A 21,756-nucleotide genomic window follows, 5' to 3' on the forward strand; every position below is an offset into this window, starting at 1 on the left:
CCCCCCGCTGAGCGCCTCCGCACCCCAGGCCGAAAAGGGGTGCCCCCTCTTCCCCTGGCAGAGCAGCATGAAGTGCGCAGGCATCCGTCGGCCAGCCGTGCGGCCGTCCGTCGGCAGGAGACTGCACGGCGTTGTCACGTCTCGCATTGCTGACCAGACGACACGACCAGCCCGGAGGAGCGGGACCGTACAGGGCACCCAGCCGGGACTGGAACAAGGCCGGCCTCGGCGCAGGGGCCGGTCTGAAGAGTAGGCAGCGGCAGCCGTTCTTCTCCGGACTGCGAGGTGACTCATGAGACAGCGGCGACCGAGCTGCCCCACTTGCCGCCAGGCCATCGACGTGTTTCCCGCGAAACGATCCACGCAAGGCTGGGTGAAACGACCCCATGCGTGCGCACGCAAGGTAGGGCGCCGGCCTCTGGCCTCCTGGGGCCCGAAGCTCGAGGACGGCTGGGATGAAGGCGTGGCGACCGTGAGGGAGGCCCTTGGCTGCGCGCCGCACACCGGGACCGGTCACGGCGCGTCGGCCGGTCGGAAGAGGCGGCCGGACGGGCTGGTCGCGGTGGCGCGCGCAACGTGGCCCGGTGGTGGAGCACGCCCCGCGCGGGGAGGACGAGGAGATCCGACCGTACCGCCCGCACCTGTCGGCAGGGGCCAGCGTGTCACGCGGCGTCGGCGATACCTCGGGGGCATCCTGTGGGCACGGGCGGTCGGGGGGCAGCCGACGAGAAGGAGTCATGCGGGTGTCGTCTCAGGGCGTTACGGTCGTGGCTCTCCTGGCGGATCCCGACGCGCCCACGGAGATCGCGCAGCGCATTGCCCGGGTACTTCCCACTCGGCTCGCCGACAAGTCAGGCCAGGGGCGGAAGTTCGACGTCGAGGTGGTCAGTGAGCCCTTCACCGCAGGGACCGATGACCCGCCCACCTTGATGCGCCGGATCATGGACCGCGGAAGAGCGGAGAGTTGGGACATCGTCGTGGCCCTCACCGACCTTCCGCTGCACTCACACGGGCGCAAGCTCGTGGTGGATCTGAGCCACGAGCACGGCTTGGCGCTGCTGTCCCTTCCTCCGCTGGGGGGCTTGCGTCTGCAGACGAGGGCCCGGCGGGCCGTGGAAGAAGCCGTGCTCAGCTTGGCGGGCCTGCGGGCCACCGGGGCTGAGGGACCTCCACAGAGTCAGCCGCTCCTGGGGCCTTTCGTCAGTCGTCTCGCGCCTGTTCACCCGGGCCACGTCGGTGAGGAGGAGACCGCTGATCTCCGGTACGTCGTCAGCGGACCGCGCGGTTACCTGAGGGTGCTCGTCGGTATGGTTCGCGCCAACCGGCCGTGGCGCTTGGTGCCGGGCCTGTCGAAAGCCCTGGCGGCCGCACTCGCCACGGGAGCGGTCGCCACCGTGAACTCCACCATCTGGAGCCTGGCCGAGTCCCTGAGCGCGCCACGCCTCGTGATCGCCACGGTCGGGTCTGTCGCGCTCATGGTCGGCTGGCTGATCGTCGACGCGCAGCTGTGGCATCGATCAACAGAGGTCTCGCCGGAGGCGAGGCAGAGGGCGAGGCTCTACAACGCCTCGACGGTCATGACCGTGGGTATCGGGGTGCTCGTCTGCTACGGCGGTTTGATCGTCATCAACTTGGCGTGGGCTCTGTTCATCATCAACGGCCGAGTGTTCGCTTCCGTGACACACACCCCGCTGCACGCCGCGGAATACATGACGTTGTCATGGTTCGTGGCTTCGGTCGCCACCGTGGGTGGCGCGCTGGGATCAGGCCTGGAGAGCGACGAGGCGATCCGGGCAGCCGCCTACTCCAAGCGCGAACAGGAACGTCGCCACATGCTCCAGGACGACCACGATGACTAGCTGGTAAGGTGAGTTGGAGATGCGTCGTTGAGTGGTGGTCGTCCGAGTCCGAAGCGTGCGTGGCCGATTCACGTCGAGGGCCCACGGGGATTCGGACGGTATGCCACCGGAGCGCCGGGACTCCGCCTGACGGCGGTGGCACCGCCTTTCCGCCTGGACCGGGTGACCCTCCCCAGAGGCATGCCGGAGCCACGGAGTCCGTCGCACCCACTCCCCGGAGTCAGGCTCCTTACGCCGTCTCCATCCCCTGCCGTGCTGCGGTCATGCCGCGGCACAAAGGAAGCCATCATGAAAGCAGCGGTATACGAAGGCCCGCGAACGGTCACCGTGAAGGACGTACCGGACGCGAAGATCGAACACCCATGCGACATCATCGTCAAGATCACCACTACCAATATCTGCGGTTCGGACCTGCACATGTACGAGGGCCGAACCTCGTTCGAGTCCGGCCGCACCCTGGGACACGAGAATCTGGGGCAGGTCGTGGAGGTCGGCTCGGCTGTCCGCAAGGTCCAGGTCGGCCAGTATGTGGTCCTGCCCTTCAACATCGCCTGCGGCTTCTGCAAGCAGTGCGAGCGGGGTCTCACCAATTACTGTCTGACCATGCAGCCGGAACCGGCCCTCGCCGGAGCCGCCTACGGATTCGCCGACATGGGCCCCTACCAGGGCGGCCAGGCGGAACTGCTGCGCGTGCCCTACGGCGACTTCAACGCGCTGCGTCTGGGTGAGGACGCCGCCGAGCGGCAGACCGACTATGTGATGCTCGCCGACATCTTCCCCACCGGCTATCACGCCACCGAGATGGCCCACGTCAAGCCGGGCGACCAGACGATCGTCTTCGGAGCCGGTCCCGTCGGGCTGATGGCGGCTTACTCGGCCCTCCTCAAGGGCGCCGGCCGCGTCTGGGTAGCCGACTACCAGCCCGACCGGCTGCGCAAGGCGGAGGAGATCGGGGCCATCCCGATCAACACCGCCGAGCAGAAGCCGGCGGAGGTCGTCAAGGAGGCCACCCTCGGTCTGGGCGCCGACAACGGCTGTGAGTGCGTCGGCTACCAGGCACACGACCCCGAGGGACACGAGGACGCCAGTCTCACGCTCAACGGACTGATCGACTCGGTCAGGTTCACGGGCGACATCGGTGTGGTGGGCGTGTTCCTGCCGGAGGACCCCGGCGGTGCCGAGGCCCAGGGGGAGCTGGAGGCGCACGGCAAGGTTCCGATCGACTTCGGCATGATGTGGTTCAAGGGCCAGCACATGGGCACCGGGCAGGCGCCGGTGAAGAGGTACAACCGGGCGCTGCGGGACCTGATCGCCGGCGGGAAGGCGAAGCCGAGCTTCGTCGTCTCCCACGAACTCGGCCTGGACGAGGCCCCCACCGCCTACGAGCACTTCGACGCCCGTGACGAGGGCTGGACCAAGGTGGTCCTGCATCCGAACGGACACGGGAACGGTCACAAGCGGTAAGAGACCCGGGGCCGCCGTCCCGCCTGTTCCTCCCGGGCCGGTCCGGGAGACGGGCGGCGTTCTGCCCGTCCCCCGGCCGGAGCTGTGGGCAATCGCCCGCGCTCCGGTCGGACCTGAACCAACGAGTCTGTTCGCGCGGGGCGTGTGGGAGGCTTCCTTGGCCGACGGCTGCCGCACCTCAACCAGGCCGACGCGACCCGGCAGGGTGTTCCGACTAGGCTCACGCCCGTGACGTGGCTGCGGGCCTTCGGGGAGGTCGTGCGATCCGGGCTCACGATCGAGGAGACGCGGCTGGAGCCCCTGCTCGCGCTGCGCACGGCAGTTGGGGTGGCGATCGTCGTCGGACCGACTCTGTGGCTGGTCTCCCCTGCGTATGCCGCGTCCGCCGCCCTCGGTGCCTACTCCGCGGGTGGGGCCACCTTCCAGCGCACCTGGCGGCCACGCAAGGTGATCGCGCTCGGCGCGGGCGTGGGTCTGGCGCTCAGCACCTTCGTGGGCTACCTGGCGGCGGGGCGGCTCGTGACGTTCCTCCCGCTGCTGGCCGTATGGGCCTTTGCCGCGGGGATGGCGTGGGCCCTCGGATCGACCGCTGGGATCGTCGCAGCGACGACGGTCGGCAGCATGCTGGTGACCATCACCCTTCCCACGAGCGTCGGGCGAGCCCTGGAGCACGCGGGGGTCATCGCACTCGGGGGCGTGGCGCAGGCCCTGCTGATCCTGCTGTTCCCGATCCGCCGTTGGGGGGCGCATCGTGACGCGCTCGCCGACGCCCTGGCCGCCGTGGCGGACTACGCCCGCCGGCTGCGGCACGACCCGACCGCCCCGTTCGACCCGGAACCGTTGATGACGGCCCGGGACGCGGCCGCCGTGACGCCATCACAGGCCCGCACCCGTCCCCCCGTCCTGCACGGCCCCCGGGGACTCGCCGAGCGCATTCGGCCGGTCGTCGCCGCACTCGCCGACCCGGACGTCGGCGCCCCGGCGGAGGGCCCCGGGCGGGACCGCGCGCGGGAGTTGCTCGACGCGGCCGCCGACGTCCTGGATGCGGCCGCCCGTGCGATCCGCCGCGGCACTCCCGCCGAGGTGCCGCCCAGGAGCACGGACGTCCTGCGCGTCGACGAGGAGCACGAGGTGCTGGAGGGGCCCGCGCGGCAGGCCGCCGAGCGGCTCGTGGAACTGCTCGGCGAGGCGTTGGAGATCGCCGGGAGCGGCGGCGAGCGCGGGAGGACGCCCACGCCGCCCGGCCCCGCGGACGCCCAGTTCCTGGTACGCCCGACAATGTTCCGGCTGGTCCCGGTCGTCGTCCGGGCGGTCCGCCGTGAGCTCCGCCGGGACTCGCCGGTGTTCCGGCACGCCGTCCGCGTGGCGGCGGTGGCCACGCTGGGCTATCTGATCGCCGCCCGGCTCCCCCTGGGCCACGGCTACTGGGCGCCCATCGCCTCGGTGATGGTGATGCGGCCGGACTTCCACCGGACGTACGCGCGTGCGGTGGCCCGTTTCGCCGGGACCCTGGCGGGGGTCGCGCTCGCCACCGGGATGGTGCGGGCCCTGGGCCCGGACGCCCATGTGTCCGGCGCGCTGGCGGTGGTCTCGGCAGGTCTGTCGTACACGCTGATCCGTACCGGCTACGCCTACTCCCAGTGCTTCACTGCCGCGTACGTCGTCTTCCTGCTCGGCATGGGCGGCCAGGCATGGGAGCAGACGGTCCCGGAGCGGGTGGTGCTCACCCTGCTCGGTGGGGCCCTGGCGATGCTGGCGTACGCGGTGTTCCCCGCATGGGAGACACCCCGGCTGCCGGGCCGGCTTGCGGACTGGCTCGCCGCCAACGGCCGGTACGCGGCCGCGGTGCTCCGCAGCTACGCCGAACCGACCCGGGAGCATCACGCCGACATGCGCAGGGCACTGCTGGCGAGCAGGGAGGCGCGTGCCGCCTGGCAGGAGGCGTACGACAGGGCAAGGCAGGAACCGGGGCGCCCCAGGGGTCTGACGTCGCGCGAGGTGGAGGAGGCGCAGGAGGCGCTCAAGGGGTTCGGCCGGGCGGCGATGCTCATGGAGAGCCACGTCCCGCGGGCCGACAGCCGTTTCGTCCCCGAGGCGGAGCGGTTCGCCGACGCCCTGGAGGCGGACACCGCGCAGGCGGCAGCCGACGTGCGCGAGCACAGGAATCCGGACTGGGGGCGCGTGCAGGAGGCGCTCCACGCGTGGGAGGGCGCCGCCGCCGGGGACCGGAGCCCGGTGGTGCGGCGCGGGGCGGAACTGCAGAAGCGGGCCTTGGAGGACCTCGCGACAGCCGTGAGCCGCACACCCCTGGAACGGGACGTCTGTTCTGCTCGCGAGGAGCAGCGGGTGCGGGCGGCCGTGGCGGCGGAGGGTGACGGATCAGGAACCGCGCCCGCGCACCGGGGTGGGTGACGACTCCGGCGACAGGGCGCGCCGCGCCTCCTGCAGGGGAGCCGTTGCCGGCGGCTGGTGCCACAGCCCCTTGCGAGGTCTCGGGCCACGGCCGGGACGCGTCAGTGAACGACGACACCACCCGGCCTTGCGGAATCTCTTCGGGGCCGTCGTCTCCGGCAGGCGGCATCGCGCTGGGGTCAGGTGGCCCGCCACACATCCGTCCGGCCACCCCGGTCCGCCTGTCTGCCGCGTCTCTCCCGCGTCCGTGCCCGGCTTTGGTGAGCGGGCGGCGCGTACCGGTCGGGGGACCCGAGTCGTGACGGCGTCGGGCTTCCGCCGATCCGGTACTGCGCGGACGTGCAGGCCGGACCCGCGGGGCGTGGCTTCACGAACCTTCATCTTCTCCTCTACGTCTTCACATGGTGCGGCGGCCCGCTGATGCCGAGCCGTACTGCGGTGAAAAGGATCACGTTCGCCGCGTTGACCTGCCACTTTCGGCGTCTGTGGTGGCGATTCGCCTGTGGTGCGAGGGCACGGGGCGGGCTGCGGATGACTCATACGCTGTTCGGAGTGAGACTCGGCCGGGGGGCGGGTTGCCAGCGGAAGGCACGGTGCAGGATGGTTGCCGCAGGGCAACAATTCTTCGACCGGATGAGGTGAGGGGTTCGCGTAGCGGGCCTTCCTGTTTGTGACTTCCACCCAGCACGGACATGCCGTGAGCGCTGTTGCTCCGGCCCACGAGGCATTCACGTCGGTGCCCCACCCAGTTCTGGTCGTGGACGGCGCCGGCGTCGTATGTCACGTCAACCCGCAGGCGGCTGCGCTCTTTCCCAGCCTCTGCCGCGGTACTGCTCTTTCGGACGGCGTTCCGGCCTGGCTGGCGAACGCCCACGCCCGCCGGACGGCCGACAGGCGCCAGGGCGACACTGCTGCCGTCCCGGGGCTGGTGGGGGAGCGGAGCTTCGAGGCGCATCCGACCGTGCAAGATGACGGGAACGTGGTGTGGTGGCTGGTGGACGACACCGATCACCGGCTGGCCCGCGAGGCGCTGCGGGAGGAACGCGAACGCACAGCGTTTCTCACCGAGGCGTCCAACACGTTGCTGTCGTCACTGAATCTGGAGCGGTGCATGGACGTGACCGCCCAACTGGCGGCTGAGCATCTCGCGGATGCTGCCGTGGTCATCGCTCCCCGCAGCGCCCGCCGCCTGCCCGTCGTCCTGTGCCTGCGCGGCGGACGCCCACAGCGCTTCCAGTGGGACGTCGACCCGTCCGAGGTTCCCGGGCTGGCGGAGGCGATCCAGGGCTTTCCGCCGGTGCCGTCACGCTGGATCGATCCCGCGTCCGCTCCCGAGTGGCTCGTGCCGGAAGGCTTCGGGACGGTCGGGTCCATCGTCGTCACCCCACTGCCCGGGCACGGTGTACCGGCCGGCGCTCTGGTGCTGCTGCGACGCAGCGGAGAGACTGCGTTCAGCGACGGGGAGGAGATCTTCGCCCGGCTGTTCGCGGCCCGTTCAGGCGCCGCGATGTCCGCGGCCCGCCTCTATGCCGAGCAGTCGTCGTTGACGCAGACGCTGATGCGGGACCTGCTCCCCCCTGCCCTGCACCAGATCTCGGGTGTGGACTTCGCGGGCGGCTACCGCGCCTCCCGGGATCACGAGCGCATCGGCGGCGACTTCTACGACGTCCACCCCGCCTCCGTCGAAGGGGAGGAGTCCTTCGCGGTGCTGGGCGACGTGTGCGGCAAGGGAATGGAAGCCGCCGTCCTGACGGGGAAGATCCGCAACACCCTGCAGGCACTCCTGCCGATGGCAGGCGACCACCAGCGGATGATCGACCTGCTCAACGGCGCGCTCCTCAATTCCCACCACACCCGCTTCGCCACCCTGGTGATGGCGTCCGCCGTGCGCGAGGCCGGTTCCGTACGCCTGCGCGTGACGAGCGCCGGGCACCAGCCCGTCCTCATCGTGCGGCACGACGGCACGGTGGAGGAAGGATCCTCCCGCGGCACCCTCATCGGAACCTTCCCCAAGGCGCCGGCCACGACCATGCACGAGACGCTGGCGCCGGGCGAGTTCTGCATGCTGTTCACGGACGGCTTCACCGAGGCCAAAGGCGGCCCGCTGGGCGACGAGTTCTTCGGTGAGGACCGGCTCAGGGCAGCGCTGTCCCAGTGCGCGGGCATGCCGGCGGAAGCCGTCGTCGAGCACGTGCAGATGCTCGCCTCCCAGTGGGTGGGGAGCGGATCGCACGACGACATGGCCGTCATAGTGATCGCCTCGCCCCGTTCCCATCATCTGAGTGCGGTGGACGGTCATACCCGGGGCAGGTTCACCGCATGAGTACCCTCACCGCTGTCTCCTTCGAGGACCGGACCGATCAGCTGTGGCGGGCGGTCGCCGCCGGCGACGAGCACGCCGCCACCGCGGTGGTCTTCGACGCCCTCAAGGACGGCGTCACCGCGGAGCGAGCGCTCCTGGACCTCATTGCCTCCGTGCAGCGCAAGGTGGGCGAGGAGTGGGCCGCCAACCGCATGACCGTTGCGCAGGAGCACGCCGCCACCGCGATCAACGACCGGGCCGTCTCCGCGCTCTCCCACCACTACGACGCTCACACCGCTCAGGCCCGCGGCCGGGTCATCGTGGCGTGCGTGGACGGCGAATGGCACGGCCTGCCCGCCCGCATCCTGGCCGAGGTCCTGAAACTCCGAGGCTGGACGGTCGACTATCTCGGCGCGCAGGTTCCCCCCACCCACCTGATCACCCACCTCCACCAGACCGGACCCGACATGGTGGCCCTCTCCAGTTCCATCGCCACCCGCCTGCCGACCGCGCATGCCGCCATCACGGCGGTTCAGGCGACGAACACGCCTGTTCTGGTGGGCGGGGCGGCCTTCGGCGTGCACGGCCAGTACGCTCGCATGCTCGGTGCGGACGCCTGGGCGCCCGATGCGGCCGCGGCCGCGGACCGGCTCGATCAGGGACCGCTGCCGCAGCCCCGGCCGGCGCATCAGCCCATCGACGATCTGCCGCACCTGGCCGACCAGGAATACACGATGGTCGCCCGCACCCACACCAACCTGGTGCGCACCGTCATGAACGGGCTCGAGGAACGCTTTCCGGCGATGCGGGATTACACGGCCTTGCAGCGTCAGCACACGGCTGAGGACATTGCGCACATTGTGCATTTCCTGGCTACCGCCCTCTACACGAACGACGCCGAGCTCCTCACCAGCTTCCTGACCTGGACGGCCGGGATCCTCACGGCCCGCGGCGTTCCCGCCCGCTCCCTCATTCCGGCTCTGGACATTCTTGGCGAGCAGCTCAAAGACTTCCCCCGGGCCACTCTCATGCTCACCGAGGCAACCGACCATCTCACCGGGACAAGGTCCGTGAACGCCTCCGACTCCAGGAACAGTGGATGACGCCGCCGGCCGGAATAGAACTCATCACCACCCCCAGCGGCGACAGGACTGCGGTGCATCTGGAGGTGCACGGGTTTCTGGACTACGACTGCGCCGACCACTTCCTGGCCCTCGCCTCTCGGCAGCTCACCGACAACCCGGACCTGCGTGTCCTGCGCCTGGACTGCGGCCACCTGGGGGGTCTCGACTCGATGGGGCTGGCCGTGCTGCTGATGCTCCACCGCCGCACCAACGCGGCAGGCGTCACGCTGTTCCTCGACAACCGGCGTCCGACTCTCGAGCGGATGCTGGACATCACCGGCGCACTCGCCCACCTCATACCCGACCATGCGGATTCGCCCGACGTGTCGGCCGAGTCCCAGGGCATGGCATATCGTCATACGTCCGAAGGCGGCACGTCGGTCGACCGCACGAGTCGCCCAGCGGGACCGGAGGTCGGCGGCTGACTTGTCCACCTGCGTGCATGACCGGCATCAGGGACCAGGCCCCTGGAGGGGGAATCGCATGACCGACCGCCTCCGGCCCGACCTCGATCACCTCCGCGACGCTGCCCGGCAGGCCCGCAGCATCGCGGAACTCTTCGACGTCATGTGGGAGCAGGACCGCAACGGGGGCCCGCCCCCCTACATCCGCGTCTCCCAGCTGCGCGTCATGAACATCGTGGATCGCGAGGACGGCATCCGCATGCGCGCCCTTACCCGACTCCTGGGCGCGGCACGCCCCTCCGTCTGCCGCCTGGTCGACCGTCTCCAGGCCCTCGGCTTCGTCGAACGCCGGCCCTGGCCCGACAGCGGCCGCGAAGTCCTTCTTACCCTGACCCCCTCCGGCCGCCGGCATCTGGCGCAGCTACGTGAACGGCGCGAGGAACTCCTCCTGGAAGCGCTCGCCACCATGCCCGCCCATCAGCGCACAGCGATGGCCGAAGGCCTCGCCCACCTGCAGAGTGCGCTGGCCGACCAGCCCAAGCTCCGCCTTGCTCCTGAGGACGCCCCTCTCGTCTCCGTGGCACAAGGGCAGGCGCGATCCGCCTGATCAGCCGCCTCACCGGCAAGGCAAGGCCCGGTGGCCCGCTGCGCTACGTGGTGGTCGTGTTGAGCGCCATGTCGGCGGTGATGCGCTTGCCGACCGTGGTCGGCTCCACGGTGAGGGTCCGATCGAGACTCTTTCGCCCTTTCCCGTGAGGCCCCTTGCCCTGCCCCCAGGGGAGGAGTGGGGGGCAGGGCAAGGACGGCAGGAAAGGCGGCCAGGGTTGTGACGTACGGGATGCGACGGCGGTTTCGCGGACCCATGCCTGCCACGGCCTTGGGCCGGGCGGAACGACGCCGTGTCGCAGGGGCTTTCCGACTGGGGCCGGGTTCAGCCGGCGAAGAGCAGGGAGTCGTCTTCGGGCCGGGCGCCGGGCAGTTGGTGGCGTGCGGCTATCAGGGCGGCGTCGATGTCATGGGTGCCGGTGGACACGCACAGGGTGTAGGCCACGTCCTGCATGCGCTGCTCCGTGTTCGGGCTCCCGTTCTCCGCGTGCAGGTCGCGCAGCGTCTCGTACTCGGCGACCAGTCGCTGCAGAACCACCGGGTGAGCCATCAACATGAGTGTCTCCTCTACCAGCCACACCAATACCGATAACCCGGATACCCCCGCCCAAGGCCCCCACGCGGTGACTGTTTCGGACACATCGCCGACTCCCAGCCACGTGTCCGCAGAGTGGTGCCCGGGACGGAACCGGGTTGTGGACCCTGACCGGGGGCGGGACGCGGGGGCTCGCCAGGTGCGTGGTGGGGGCTGTGGTGAGGCCTCACCACAGCCCCCACCGGTGCAGTCGCCTCGGTCATACGCGGTGGTGCACCGGTGATCTGAGCAGTCGGGGACGGCCTGGCCTACGTTCTTCCAGCTGTCGGAGACGAGGTCTCGCCGCCGCCGATGACATGTCGGTCTTCCGCGACCTGCTGGTTCTCCGTTGTCCCACCGCGATGCCACCCGGGATCAGTCTCGGATCGATGTCATTTCCTCGGCGGACGAGGAGTCTGCGGCTGAGTCACCGCGTACGAGGACCACATGTGAGCTCGGATCGCGCACCGATGAGTTTCCCGCGCCGCGCCGGTCTGTACGCGTGAGACCGACTCACGGAAGGCCGGCGCCATGCGGAAACTGATCTACGGCATGAACCTGACCCTGGACGGCTACATCGCCGCGCCCGGCGACGACATCGGCTGGAGCGTGCCGAGCGACGAGCTGTTCCAGTTCTGGTCCGACCAGTTGCAGGCGACCGACCTGTCGCTGTACGGGCGCAAGCTGTGGCAGACGATGAGCTCCTACTGGCCGACCGGCGACCAGCAGCCCAACGCCACCCCGGCGGAGATCGAGTTCGCGCGCCGCTGGCGGGACATGGCGAAGGTGGTGTTCTCCTCGACGATCGACAAGGTCGACTGGAACACCCGCCTGGTCACCGGCGACGCGCTCGCCGAGATCACCCGGCTCAGGGCCGAGGACGGCGGCCCGATGGACATCGGCGGCGCGACGCTCGCCGGGGCGGCCATGCGGGCCGGGCTGATTGACGAGTACGTGCTGGCCACCGCGCCGGTCCTGGTGGGCGGCGGCACGCCGTTCTTCACCGCGCTGGACAACTGGGTGAACCTGAACCTGGTGGAGACGCGCACGTTTCCCTGCGGCGTGATCCTGACCAGGTACGAGACGAGGCGCTGAGGGCCCGTCCGGGAGCCACGGGTCATGTGCTCCACGGGTGACACCCCCTGGGTGACCCGGACCACCGCCCGAGCCTCCCCACCGAGTGAAGCCCCTGAGCTGCAAGTCTTCGTGCCCACTTCATGCCGGAGGCGGGGAAGGAGGGGCGCAGGGCGATCGACAGGCTTCTCGGGGAGCGGGAGAAGGAGATCCCGGCGCAAACTCCCACCACAGTGGTCGGCGTCTTTGGGGCCGGGGGCGGCGACGCGGTCATTACGGATGACGGTGCCGTCCAGGGTGTAACCGGCGGCCGCCGCCCGTTCCAGCGCGGTGGACAGACCCGGGGGCGGGGTCGGCGAGCACGGTCAGCCCTTCGTGCAAGTAAGCGGTACGTGGTGGGCACTGAGACCCCGTTGTCCCGGGCGAGCTGGGCCAGCCGAGCCCCGTCGACGAACCACGCCTGGCCGGCCAGGAAGATCGCGGATCTGTCGGACGGGCGGCACGGGCCAATACTCTGAGTCCCGTCCGCACTATCCGGGAGAGTCATGGCAAGTAGGTTCACCGAGTTGGTCGTTGACTGCCACGATCCGGAGAGGCTCGCGGCCTTCTGGTGCGAGGTCCTGGACTTCAAGGTGATCGACCGGAGCGAGGGCAAGGTCGAGATCGGCTCCTGGATGCCGACCGTCGAGGATGTTCGGGCCCGCCAGATGCCGCCCACCCTGGTGTTCATCCAGGTGCCCGAGGAGAAGACTGTGAAGAACCGGCTTCACCTCGACGTCAGCCCGATCGACGGCAGCACCGAGGACGAGGTGACCAGATTGCTCGGCCTCGGCGCCACCAGGGCGGACGTGGGCCAGGGCCCAGACCGAAACTGGGTGGTCATGGCAGACCCCGAAGGCAACGAGTTCGACGTCCTGCGCACCCTGGCACCGCAGACCTAGGCCGCGGGCACCCGCACCCCGTCACACACCGCAACCGCCACGTTGCCGAGAAGACCTCAGCGAAGTGAGAGGCTCCGTGTTCACGACCCGACCGACCCTCCAGGGCACCTTCGGCATGGTGTCCTCCACCCACTGGCTCGCCTCGCAGTCCGCCATGGCCGTCCTGGAGGACGGCGGCAACGCGTTCGACGCCGCCGTCGCCGCGGGCTTCGTCCTGCACGTCGTCGAGCCGCACCTCAACGGACCCGCGGGGGAGGTCCCGATCATCCTCGCCCCGGCGGACGGCGCGGTACGGGTGCTGTGCGGGCAGGGCGGCGCGCCCGCCGGGGCCACGATCGCGCACTACAGGGGACTCGGTCTGGATCTCGTACCCGGCACCGGCCCGCTCGCCGCGGCTGTTCCCGGCGCCTTCGACGCGTGGATGCTGCTCCTGCGCGACCACGGCACGAAGTCCCTCGCCGACGTCCTGAAGTACGCCATCGGATACGCCGAGGACGGGCACGCGCCCGTGGAGCGTGTCGGCGAGACGGTGGAGGCCGTCCGCGAACTGTTCGAGACGGAGTGGACGTCGTCCGCGGAGGTGTACCTGCCGGGCGGGACGGCACCGCGACCCGGTGAGCTCTTCCGCAACGCCGCACTCGCCGCCACCTGGAAGCGGCTGCTCGCCGAGGTGTCCGCGGCGGGGGACCGGGAGGCCGAGATCGAGGCGGCACGGGAGGTCTGGCGCACCGGATTCATCGCCGAGGCCCTGGTGCGCCAGGCCGGGCGGCCCACGATGGACACCAGTGGTGAGCGCCACGCCGGCACCCTGACGGCCACCGACCTCGCCTCCTGGTCCGCGGCCTACGAGACGCCGGCGACGTACGACTGGCGGGGCTGGACCCTGTGCAAGGCGGGCCCCTGGAGCCAGGGCCCGGTCCTCCTGCAGCAACTCGCCCTGCTCCCGCCGGAGCTGCCGCCGCACGGCTCCGCCGACTACGTCCACCTGCTCGTCGAGGGCTGCAAACTCGCCATGGCCGACCGGGAGGCCTGGTACGGGGACGCGGCCGAGGTGCCGCTCGGCGCGCTGCTGTCGGACGAGTACAACACCGCGCGCCGCGCCCTCATCGGCGACGAGGCCTCGTACGAGCTGCGCCCCGGCGCTCCCGGCGGGCGCACCCCGAGGACGAGCCGGCACGCCCGGCTGGTGGCCTCCGGGGAGCCCGGATTCGACGCCCTGGCCGCGCCCGGCGCGGGCGAACCCACCGTGGCCCGGGCGGCCGCCGAACCCGAGGTGGCACCGGACGGTTCCACCCGCGGCGACACCTGTCACCTCGACGTCGTGGACCGCTGGGGCAACATGGTCGCGGCCACCCCCAGCGGTGGCTGGCTCCAGTCCAACCCGGTCGTCCCGGAACTGGGCTTCCCGCTCGGCACCCGGCTGCAGATGGCCTGGCTGGAGGAGGGACTGCCCAACTCCCTGACGCCCGGCCGCCGTCCGCGCACCACCTTGACGCCTTCGCTCGCGTTGCGCGACGGAGTACCGGTCATGGCGTTCGGCACCCCGGGCGGCGACCAGCAGGACCAGTGGCAGACCCACTTCTTCCTGGCCGTGGCGCTGCGCGCCGAAGTACGCGGCGGGCTCGACCTCCAAGGGGCGATCGACGCGCCGAACTGGCACAACGACAGCTTCCCCGGCTCCTTCTACCCGCGCGGTATGCGTCCTGGCAGCCTCACCGTCGAGTCCCGCACCGACTCCCCCGTCGTTGCGGAACTGCGCCGCCGCGGTCACGACGTCCAGGTCGCCGACGCCTGGTCGGAGGGCCGGCTGTGCGCGGTCGCCCGGGACCCGCGCACCGGGGTGCTGTCCGCCGCGGCGAATCCGCGAGGGATGCAGGGGTACGCGGTCGGACGCTGAGCCGGGGGCCGCGGGGGCCGGTCCGAGCACTCCGGTCCCCGCCGGGCGTCCCCGCGAATTCACCCCGAATCCACCTGAAGTGCACTGGGCGGGCGGGGATTGTCAGCGGCGCGTGCTGTCATGGAGCCATGATCGGACACACCGAAACCATCGACGAGTTTCTCGCTCACCGCACGACCGATGTCGAAGAAGCGGTCCGCCACGCGGCCGCCGCAGAGATCATGCCCCGCTTCAGGCAGCTCGCCGCGCACGAGATCGACCAGAAGAGCGGCCCGCACGACCTCGTCACGGACGCCGACCGCAAGGCCGAGGAGTACCTCACCGAAAAGCTCGCCAAGCTGCTGCCCGGCTCGGTCGTGGTCGGCGAGGAGGCGGTCCACGCCGACCCGGCGACGTACGACGCGATCCAGGGCCCGGCGCCGGTCTGGATAGTCGACCCGGTCGACGGCACCCGCCAGTTCGTCCGCGGCGAGGCCGGTTTCTGCACGCTCGTCGCCCTCACCCTGGGCGGCGTCGTCCACGCCTCCTGGACCTACGCGCCGGCCCGTGACCAGCTCGCCGTCGCCCTCCGCGGCCGGGGCGCCCGCCTCGACGGACAGCCGCTGCGCTCCGGCTCGCCCGCGCCCGGCCGCGACCTGGAGATAGCCACCTCGCACCCCGACTACACGACGGACGAGCAGAAGCGCGCCCTGCTCGGACTGGACACCGAGGGCGTCCGGCCGCGCCCGTGCGGCTCGGCCGGCCTGGAGTACCTCGCCGTCGCCCGCGGCGAACTGGACGCGACGGCCTTCTCCTGGGAGGCGGCCTGGGACCACGCGGCGGGTCTGCTGCTGGTCGAGGAGGCGGGCGGCACCCACCTGACACTGACGGGCGAGCCGTTCCGCGTCACCGGCGGCAACGCGCTGCCGTTCACAGCGGCCCGGGACGAGGCGACGGCCCGCCGGGTACGGGAGCTGCTGGCCGCCGGAGCCTGACCGGGAGCCGCGCGGCGCCGCGTGCGCTGTCGTGAGGTTCGCGTCCTGCGTGGTCCGTGAGGTTCGCCTCCCGTGTGGTCCGTTGCGCGGTCCATCTCCGCGCTGCCCCACCTCCGCACCGCCGTCCATCCCCGTTCCGCCGTCCATCGTCGCGCCGCGACGATCCGGATCAACAACCTCAACCCGGACACCCCACCTACCTGGACGTCGCCGCAGTCGAAGCCGGGGCACCCTCGTGCCCCGGCTTTTCGGGTTCCCCCTCTCGCACGCGGCGCACTCTCCCGTGCCGGTGTTCGATCGACCCCTGCTGTGCACAGCGAGGGTGTGACTCGGTGACGGTCGCGACGAGCCGTGCCCCTGCGGACGTCGATGTGAAGGGGTGCGGGCCCGGCGGCTTCCGTGGGGTGTGCGGAAGGTGGATGGCCTCGGAAAGTTGCAGTTCAGTGGCCATTTAATGATCCTGTTCCGGCTCTTCGGGCCGTGCGGAGAAACCTGAGAGTTCCGTCTTCCTCCCGGGTGGAGGCAACCTCTCGTTCACGGGGACGTCGCCGGGGGACGGCTTGCTATGGAGCGAAGTTATCTAGACAACTTTGCTCCCCTGGGTGTCGCCGCGGCGGTGCCCGGGGCGGAGAGGACCCAACACCGTGTCATCCCTCTCACAGGCCGCCGCGTCCGGGAGCAGCGTCGCGATCGGCTCCCCGACGCCCCCGCCGCGCGGCACCGAACTGACCCTCACCTGGGCGACGGACGCCCCCGACCCCAAGAACTGGATCGGCGTCTACCCCGCCGACCGGCTGCCCGCCGGCGGCAGCAGCTCCCTCGTGTGGGCATACGTGCCCGGCGCGTCCGGGCAGACCACCCTCGACACCTCCGGCCTGAGCGGCGGGCCGTACATCGTGTACCTGCTGGCCAAGGACGGCTACGGCGTCCTCGCCAAGACGGAGCCGTTCAGCTTCGCGGGCGCCCCCGTCGGCGACTCCGTCAAGCTGACGACCCCCGCCCCGCACGAGGGCGACAAGGTCTCCTTTCACTGGACGACCGGCACACCCGACCCGAAGAACTGGATCGGGGTGTACGACGGCGACCGGCAGCCGGGTCACGGCTCCTCCCTCGCCTGGGAGTACACCCCGGCCGCCACCGGGGACATCACCCTGGACACCTCCGGCCTGAGCGGCGGGCCGTACACCGCCTACCTGCTGGCCAAGGACGGCTACGGCATCCTCGCCGAGACCGCCGCGTTCAGCTTCGCCGTGCGCCCCGAGATCCCGCGCCCGCACGCGGCCGTGGACGCCGTCACCACCGAGCCGCAGACCGCGGGCAGGGACTTCTCGGTGAAGCTGGGCGGCCTGTGGATCAGGCCCGAGGGCAACGCCGCCGGCAGCGCGACCTTCAAGCGGATCGGTGGCGACTCCTGGCTGACGGTGGCCACCGACGGCACGGTCAGCGGCAGGGCCCCGCTCTCGGCGCCCCGCAGACCCGGCCGAGTGGTCGCCGCCGTCACCGACAGCGCCGTCGGCAGCGACACCGTCACCGTCCAGGTGCCGGTGCGCACCTCCCGGGAACGGCTCCGGCTGAAGGTGGCCACGCTGAACCTCTGGGACGCCGGCACCCACGTCGACGGCTTCCTGGAGAAGCAGCTGCGGCTGGTGCTCACCCAGGGCCTGGACGTCGTGGCGCTCCAGGAATGCGGTGACAAAGCGGCCGAGGCCCTCGCCGGGGCGCTCGGTTGGCACGCGCACCAGGCCGGCGGCCTCGGCATGGTGAGCCGCTACCCGCTCGGCGACGTCGTCGCCCCGACCGCGGCGCTCCCGGCCGCGGCGGCGACGCTGCACCTGCCCGGCGACCGCACGGTACGCCTGTGGACCGCCCAGTTGGACGAAGCCGACTACGGGCCGTACGCGCTGTTGTCGGGCCGGACGCCCGCGCAGGTCGAGGCGGCGGAGAAGGGGACGGCCCGCTACCGGCAGGCGCGGGCGCTGGTCGCCGCCCTGCGGCCGGAACTCGCCTCGCGCACCCCCGTCGTGCTGGCGGCCGGACTAGCCTCGCCGTCCCACCACGACTGGACGAGCCGGACCGCGTCCGCGCACGGGGGAGCGGGCCGGGTCCGCTGGCCCGTCACCGAGGCGCTGGAGAAGGCGGGTCTCGTCGACGCCTTCCGCGACGCCCACGCCGACCCGAAGAAGTCACCCGGCATCACCTGGTCCCCCGTCAGGCCGCAGCGCGAGAGCGGTGGCGGGGCGGAACCGCAGGACCGGATCGACCAGATCCAGTACGCGGGGCGGCTCAAGGTCCTGGAGGCACACAGCCTGTTCACCGGCTGGCCCCGGCCGGTCCCGGACACCGCCGCCAACGGCTGGCCCTCCGACCACGCCGCCGCCGTCGTCACCTTCTCCCTGTCCGCCCGCGGCTGACCGCGAACGATCCGAAGGACCTTCCTCCCATGACCGAGATCAGCCGCCGCACCTTCATCGGCACCACTGCGGCCGGAGCCGCGATAGCGGCCGGACTCCCCGGCACGGCGGAGGCCGCAGGGCGCGGCACCGGCCACGGCAGCATCGACGACGTCAAGCACGTCGTCGTCCTGATGCAGGAGAACCGCAGCTTCGACCACTACTTCGGCACCCTGAGCGGGGTACGAGGCTTCAGCGACCGTCAGGCCACCGTCCTCCCGGGCGGCGACCCGGTGTTCCGCCAGCCCGCCGGGGGCCGCGCGGAGGGCCACCTCCTGCCCTTCCGCATGGACACCACGAAGTACAACGCGCAGAACGCGGCCGGCCTCCCGCACGACTGGGACAGCGGCCACTCGGCCGTCAACGGCGGCGCCATGAACAAGTGGGTCGCCGCCAAGGGCGAGCGGACCATGGGCTACTTCACGCGCGCGGACATCCCCTACCAGTACGCGCTGGCCGACGCCTTCACCCTCTGCGACGGCTACTTCTGTTCGCTGAACGGCCCCACCGACCCCAACCGTCTCTACCTGTGGACGGGCACCGCGGGCCCCGGCGTGGACGGCACCACCGGCCCGTGGACCGACAACACGCCGGTCACGGACAACCCGGTGGCCGACTGGACGACGTACGCCGAACGCCTGGAGCAGGCCGGCGTCACCTGGCGCGTCTACCACAACCCCGACGGCTCCGACGACCGTTACGGCGACTACGACGACAACGCCCTGTCGTACTTCAAGCAGTTCCACGAGTTCCCCAAGGACGACCCGCGGTACGTCAACGCGATGACGAAGTGGGACCTCACGGCGTTCGACAAGCACTGCAAGGACGGCACCCTGCCCACGGTCTCCTGGCTGGTGGCGCCCTACCTGTTCTGCGAGCACCCGAACGCCAGCCCCGACTACGGCGCCCACTGGGTCGACACCGCACTGAAGTCGCTGTTCTCCAACCCCGACGTGTGGAAGCACACCGTCTTCCTGGTCATGTACGACGAGAACGACGGCTACTTCGACCACGTCATCCCGCCCTTCCCCGAGCCCGGCACCAAGGACGAGTTCGCGGGCGGCAAGCCCATCGGTCTGGGCAGCCGGGTGCCGCTGTGGGTCGTCTCACCGTGGTCGCGCGGCGGCTGGGTCAACTCCCAGGTGTTCGACCACACCTCGGTGGTCCGCTTCCTGGAGCACGTCACCGGCGTGCGCGAGCCCAACATCTCCGACTGGCGGCGCACCGTCTGCGGCGACCTCACCAGCTGCTTCGACTTCAGCAAGCCCGACTACGGCATCCCCGAACTGCCCGACACCGTCGCCCTGATGGCCAAGGCGGACGCCGGCAGCTCGCTGCCGCCGGTCAAGGTGCCGGACCAGCAGTCCATGCCCGCGCAGGAGGAGGGCCACCGGCCGCACCGCGCCCTGCCGTACCGCCCGTGGGCCGACGTGAAGGTCGACCGGACCACCGGCAAGGTCACCTGCACCCTCACCAACGACGGCAGCGTCGGCTACCACTTCACCGTCCTGCCGAACACCGCCCTGCCCTTCGCCGGCACGCCCTTCACGGTCCCGCCGCGCTCGTCCCGCACCTATGTGTGGGACGCCGCCGGCACCGACGGCCGCTACGACTTCTCCGTGTACGGCGCCGACGGCTTCGTCCGCCGCTTCTCCGGCACGGTCGCCCGCACGGGCCAGGACGACATGGCGGTGCCTTCGGTGACGGCGACCCTGCGGCACTCCGGGCGCGCGGAGAACGCCTCGGTGGAGCTGGACCTGCGCAACACCGGCGACACCGAGGCGGCGTTCACGATCACGCCGAACGACTTCGCCGGCGAGGAGCGGACCGTATGGGTCGGGGCGGGCGACCGCACCCGGCTGACGTGGCGCACCGACGCGGGACGGTACGACTTCACGGTCACCGCGGGCACCGGCACCCGGTTCGTCCAGCGCTACGCCGGAACCGTCCACACCGTGTGAGCCACCGCCGGCCGGGACCGGGCGCCGACGACGCGGCACGCCCGGTCCCGGCCGGTGCCCGGGGCCCGCTCGCCCCGCGCGGTCCGCCGCCTCCGCCTCCGCGCGACCTGCGGTCGTGACCACGTGGGGTCCGGCGGTCACAGCCCCCGCGGTTCGTGGATTCCCACCCCGCGCCGCCGGGGTCGTCGGCTCTGCGGCATATCCTGGTGGTCAGTGGCCGTCGGCGACAAAGGAGTCCGAAGGTGCCGTCGATGCTCGATGTCGTCGTCGTGGGTGCGGGGCCGAACGGGCTGACAGCTGCCGTGGAACTGGCCCGCCGGGGCTTCTCCGTGGCCGTCTTCGAGGCGCGGGACACGGTGGGTGGCGGCGCCCGCACCGAAGAGCTGACCCTGCCCGGATTCCGGCACGACCCCTGCGCGGCCGCGCATCCGCTCGGTATCAACTCGCCCGCGTTCCGGGCGATGCCCCTGGAGCGCTACGGCCTGGAGTGGCTGCATGCCGAGCTGCCCATGGCCCACCCGTTCCCGGACGGCACGGCCGCGGTGCTCGCGCGCTCCGTCGCGGAGACGGCCGCCTCGTTCGGACCGCGCGACGCCGGCACCTACCGCCGACTGGTCGCCCCCTTCCTCCCCAAGTGGGACACGCTGGCCCACGACTTCATGTCCCTGCCCGCGACCGCACTGCCCCGCGACCCGGTCACCCTGGCCCGATTCGGCCTCACCGGGCTGCCACCCTCCACGTGGCTGATGCGGCGCTTCCGTGACGAGCGCGCCAAGGCCCTGTTCGCCGGCCTCGTCGCCCATGTCATGGCCCCGTTGGGCGGCATCGGCACCGGCGCCGTCGGCCTGGTCTTCGCCCTGGCCGCGCACGCCCGCGGCTGGCCCGTCGCGCGCGGCGGCTCCCAGGCGATCTCCGACGCGCTCGCCGCCTACCTGCGGGACCTCGGGGGAAGCGTCCACACCGACTACGAGGTCAAGCGCCTCGACGACCTGCCGCCCGCCCGCGCCTACGTCTTCGACACGTCGCCCACCGCGCTGTCCCGGATCGCGGGCTTCGGCCGCTACTACGAGAACTACCGCTACGGGGCAGCCGTCTTCAAGGTCGATTACGCGCTGGACGGGCCCGTGCCCTGGACGGCCGAGGAGGCCCGTACCGCCGGGACCGTGCAGGTGGGCGCGAGCCGCGCCGAGATCGGTGCCGCGCTGCACGCCGCCTCGCGCGAGGGCCGGGCGCCGGACGCCCCCTTCCTGATCACCGTGCAGCCCAGCGTCGTCGACCCCTCCCGGGCACCCGAGGGAAAGCAGGTCTTCTGGGCGTACGGGCACGTCCCCAACGGCTGGACGGGAGACCTCACGGACACGATCGAGCGCCAGCTGGAGCGGTTCGCGCCCGGATTCCGCGACCGTGTCCTGGCCCGCGCGACCGCCGGCCCGCGCGAACTCGCCGCGCGCAACGCCAACTACGTGGGCGGCGACATCGCGTGCGGCGCCGCGTCCGGACTTCAGCTCCTGCTGCGTCCCAGGCTGTCCGCGTCCCCGTACAGCACTCCGCACCCGGCCGTCTTCATCTGCTCCTCGGCCACCCCACCGGGACCCGGCGTGCACGGCATGTCGGGGCACAACGCGGCGAAGGCCGTGTGGCGTCGCCTGCGACGGTCCTGACCGCGAACGCGGCACGGGACGGCGGCGGGTCGGCGGCGGCCGGGGGACAATGC

Annotated in this window: 15 protein-coding genes and 1 pseudogene; 14 read left to right on the forward strand and 2 right to left on the reverse strand. The window is 71.3% G+C overall.

Annotated elements, in window-relative coordinates:
* Positions 1 to 737 precede the first annotated feature (737 nt).
* The 7 genes from OHB41_RS36300 to OHB41_RS36330 all read left to right on the forward strand — a co-directional run bounded on the left by OHB41_RS36300 (position 738) and on the right by OHB41_RS36330 (position 10,172).
* On the forward strand, positions 738 to 1,859 hold the full coding sequence (locus tag OHB41_RS36300) for a hypothetical protein (RefSeq protein WP_266703177.1): 1,122 nt from the start codon (positions 738 to 740) through the stop codon (positions 1,857 to 1,859).
* Between the two features lie 288 nt (positions 1,860 to 2,147).
* Positions 2,148 to 3,323 (forward strand): glutathione-independent formaldehyde dehydrogenase, encoded by a 1,176-nt coding sequence (locus OHB41_RS36305; protein ID WP_266703179.1) that lies wholly within the window; start codon positions 2,148 to 2,150, stop codon positions 3,321 to 3,323.
* Positions 3,324 to 3,551: 228 nt separating this feature from the next.
* A complete protein-coding gene (locus tag OHB41_RS36310) occupies positions 3,552 to 5,735 on the forward strand; it encodes an FUSC family protein (RefSeq protein ID WP_266703181.1) in 2,184 nt (727 codons plus the stop codon).
* 697 nt (positions 5,736 to 6,432) lie between these two features.
* The gene (locus OHB41_RS36315; RefSeq protein ID WP_266703183.1) at positions 6,433 to 8,058 is read left to right on the forward strand and encodes a PP2C family protein-serine/threonine phosphatase; all 1,626 of its coding nucleotides are present in this window, start codon (positions 6,433 to 6,435) and stop codon (positions 8,056 to 8,058) included.
* Positions 8,055 to 9,140 carry a cobalamin B12-binding domain-containing protein gene (locus OHB41_RS36320; RefSeq protein WP_266703185.1) on the forward strand — a complete coding sequence of 362 codons (1,086 nt, stop codon included), beginning with the start codon at positions 8,055 to 8,057 and terminating at the stop codon, positions 9,138 to 9,140. Before OHB41_RS36315 ends, OHB41_RS36320 begins: the two co-directional genes overlap by 4 nt.
* On the forward strand, positions 9,137 to 9,586 hold the full coding sequence (locus tag OHB41_RS36325) for an STAS domain-containing protein (RefSeq protein WP_266703187.1): 450 nt from the start codon (positions 9,137 to 9,139) through the stop codon (positions 9,584 to 9,586). Before OHB41_RS36320 ends, OHB41_RS36325 begins: the two co-directional genes overlap by 4 nt.
* Positions 9,587 to 9,644: 58 nt before the next feature.
* On the forward strand, positions 9,645 to 10,172 hold the full coding sequence (locus tag OHB41_RS36330; RefSeq protein ID WP_266703189.1) for a MarR family winged helix-turn-helix transcriptional regulator: 528 nt from the start codon (positions 9,645 to 9,647) through the stop codon (positions 10,170 to 10,172).
* Positions 10,173 to 10,496: 324 nt separating this feature from the next.
* Here OHB41_RS36330 and OHB41_RS36335 read toward each other — a convergent pair whose 3' ends face one another.
* The gene (locus OHB41_RS36335; protein WP_266703191.1) at positions 10,497 to 10,727 is read right to left on the reverse strand and encodes a DUF5133 domain-containing protein; all 231 of its coding nucleotides are present in this window, start codon (positions 10,725 to 10,727) and stop codon (positions 10,497 to 10,499) included.
* A 549-nt stretch (positions 10,728 to 11,276) separates the two neighbouring features.
* Here OHB41_RS36335 and OHB41_RS36340 point away from each other — a divergent pair.
* On the forward strand, positions 11,277 to 11,840 hold the full coding sequence (locus OHB41_RS36340; protein WP_266703193.1) for a dihydrofolate reductase family protein: 564 nt from the start codon (positions 11,277 to 11,279) through the stop codon (positions 11,838 to 11,840).
* 215 nt (positions 11,841 to 12,055) lie between these two features.
* Here the strand turns inward: OHB41_RS36340 and OHB41_RS36345 are convergent.
* Positions 12,056 to 12,276, reverse strand: a pseudogene (locus tag OHB41_RS36345) (IS5/IS1182 family transposase); the annotation flags it as partial.
* An 88-nt stretch (positions 12,277 to 12,364) separates the two neighbouring features.
* Here OHB41_RS36345 and OHB41_RS36350 point away from each other — a divergent pair.
* From OHB41_RS36350 to OHB41_RS36375, 6 genes are all read left to right on the forward strand, one after another.
* The gene (locus OHB41_RS36350) at positions 12,365 to 12,760 is read left to right on the forward strand and encodes a VOC family protein (protein ID WP_266703195.1); all 396 of its coding nucleotides are present in this window, start codon (positions 12,365 to 12,367) and stop codon (positions 12,758 to 12,760) included.
* Positions 12,761 to 12,836: 76 nt separating this feature from the next.
* Positions 12,837 to 14,657 (forward strand): gamma-glutamyltransferase family protein, encoded by a 1,821-nt coding sequence (locus tag OHB41_RS36355; protein ID WP_266703197.1) that lies wholly within the window; start codon positions 12,837 to 12,839, stop codon positions 14,655 to 14,657.
* Positions 14,658 to 14,785: 128 nt separating this feature from the next.
* Complete coding sequence (locus OHB41_RS36360) at positions 14,786 to 15,631, forward strand: inositol monophosphatase family protein (protein WP_266703199.1); 846 nt, start codon at positions 14,786 to 14,788, stop codon at positions 15,629 to 15,631.
* Between the two features lie 644 nt (positions 15,632 to 16,275).
* Entirely contained in the window at positions 16,276 to 18,042 is a 1,767-nt protein-coding gene (locus tag OHB41_RS36365; protein ID WP_266703201.1) for an endonuclease/exonuclease/phosphatase family protein, read from the forward strand.
* Positions 18,043 to 18,071: 29 nt separating this feature from the next.
* On the forward strand, positions 18,072 to 20,042 hold the full coding sequence (locus OHB41_RS36370) for a phosphocholine-specific phospholipase C (protein ID WP_266703203.1): 1,971 nt from the start codon (positions 18,072 to 18,074) through the stop codon (positions 20,040 to 20,042).
* Between the two features lie 251 nt (positions 20,043 to 20,293).
* A complete protein-coding gene (locus OHB41_RS36375; RefSeq protein WP_266706398.1) occupies positions 20,294 to 21,703 on the forward strand; it encodes a phytoene desaturase family protein in 1,410 nt (469 codons plus the stop codon).
* Positions 21,704 to 21,756 lie beyond the last annotated feature (53 nt).

The sequence above is a fragment of the Streptomyces sp. NBC_01571 genome (genome assembly GCF_026339875.1).
GTDB lineage: Bacteria > Actinomycetota > Actinomycetes > Streptomycetales > Streptomycetaceae > Streptomyces.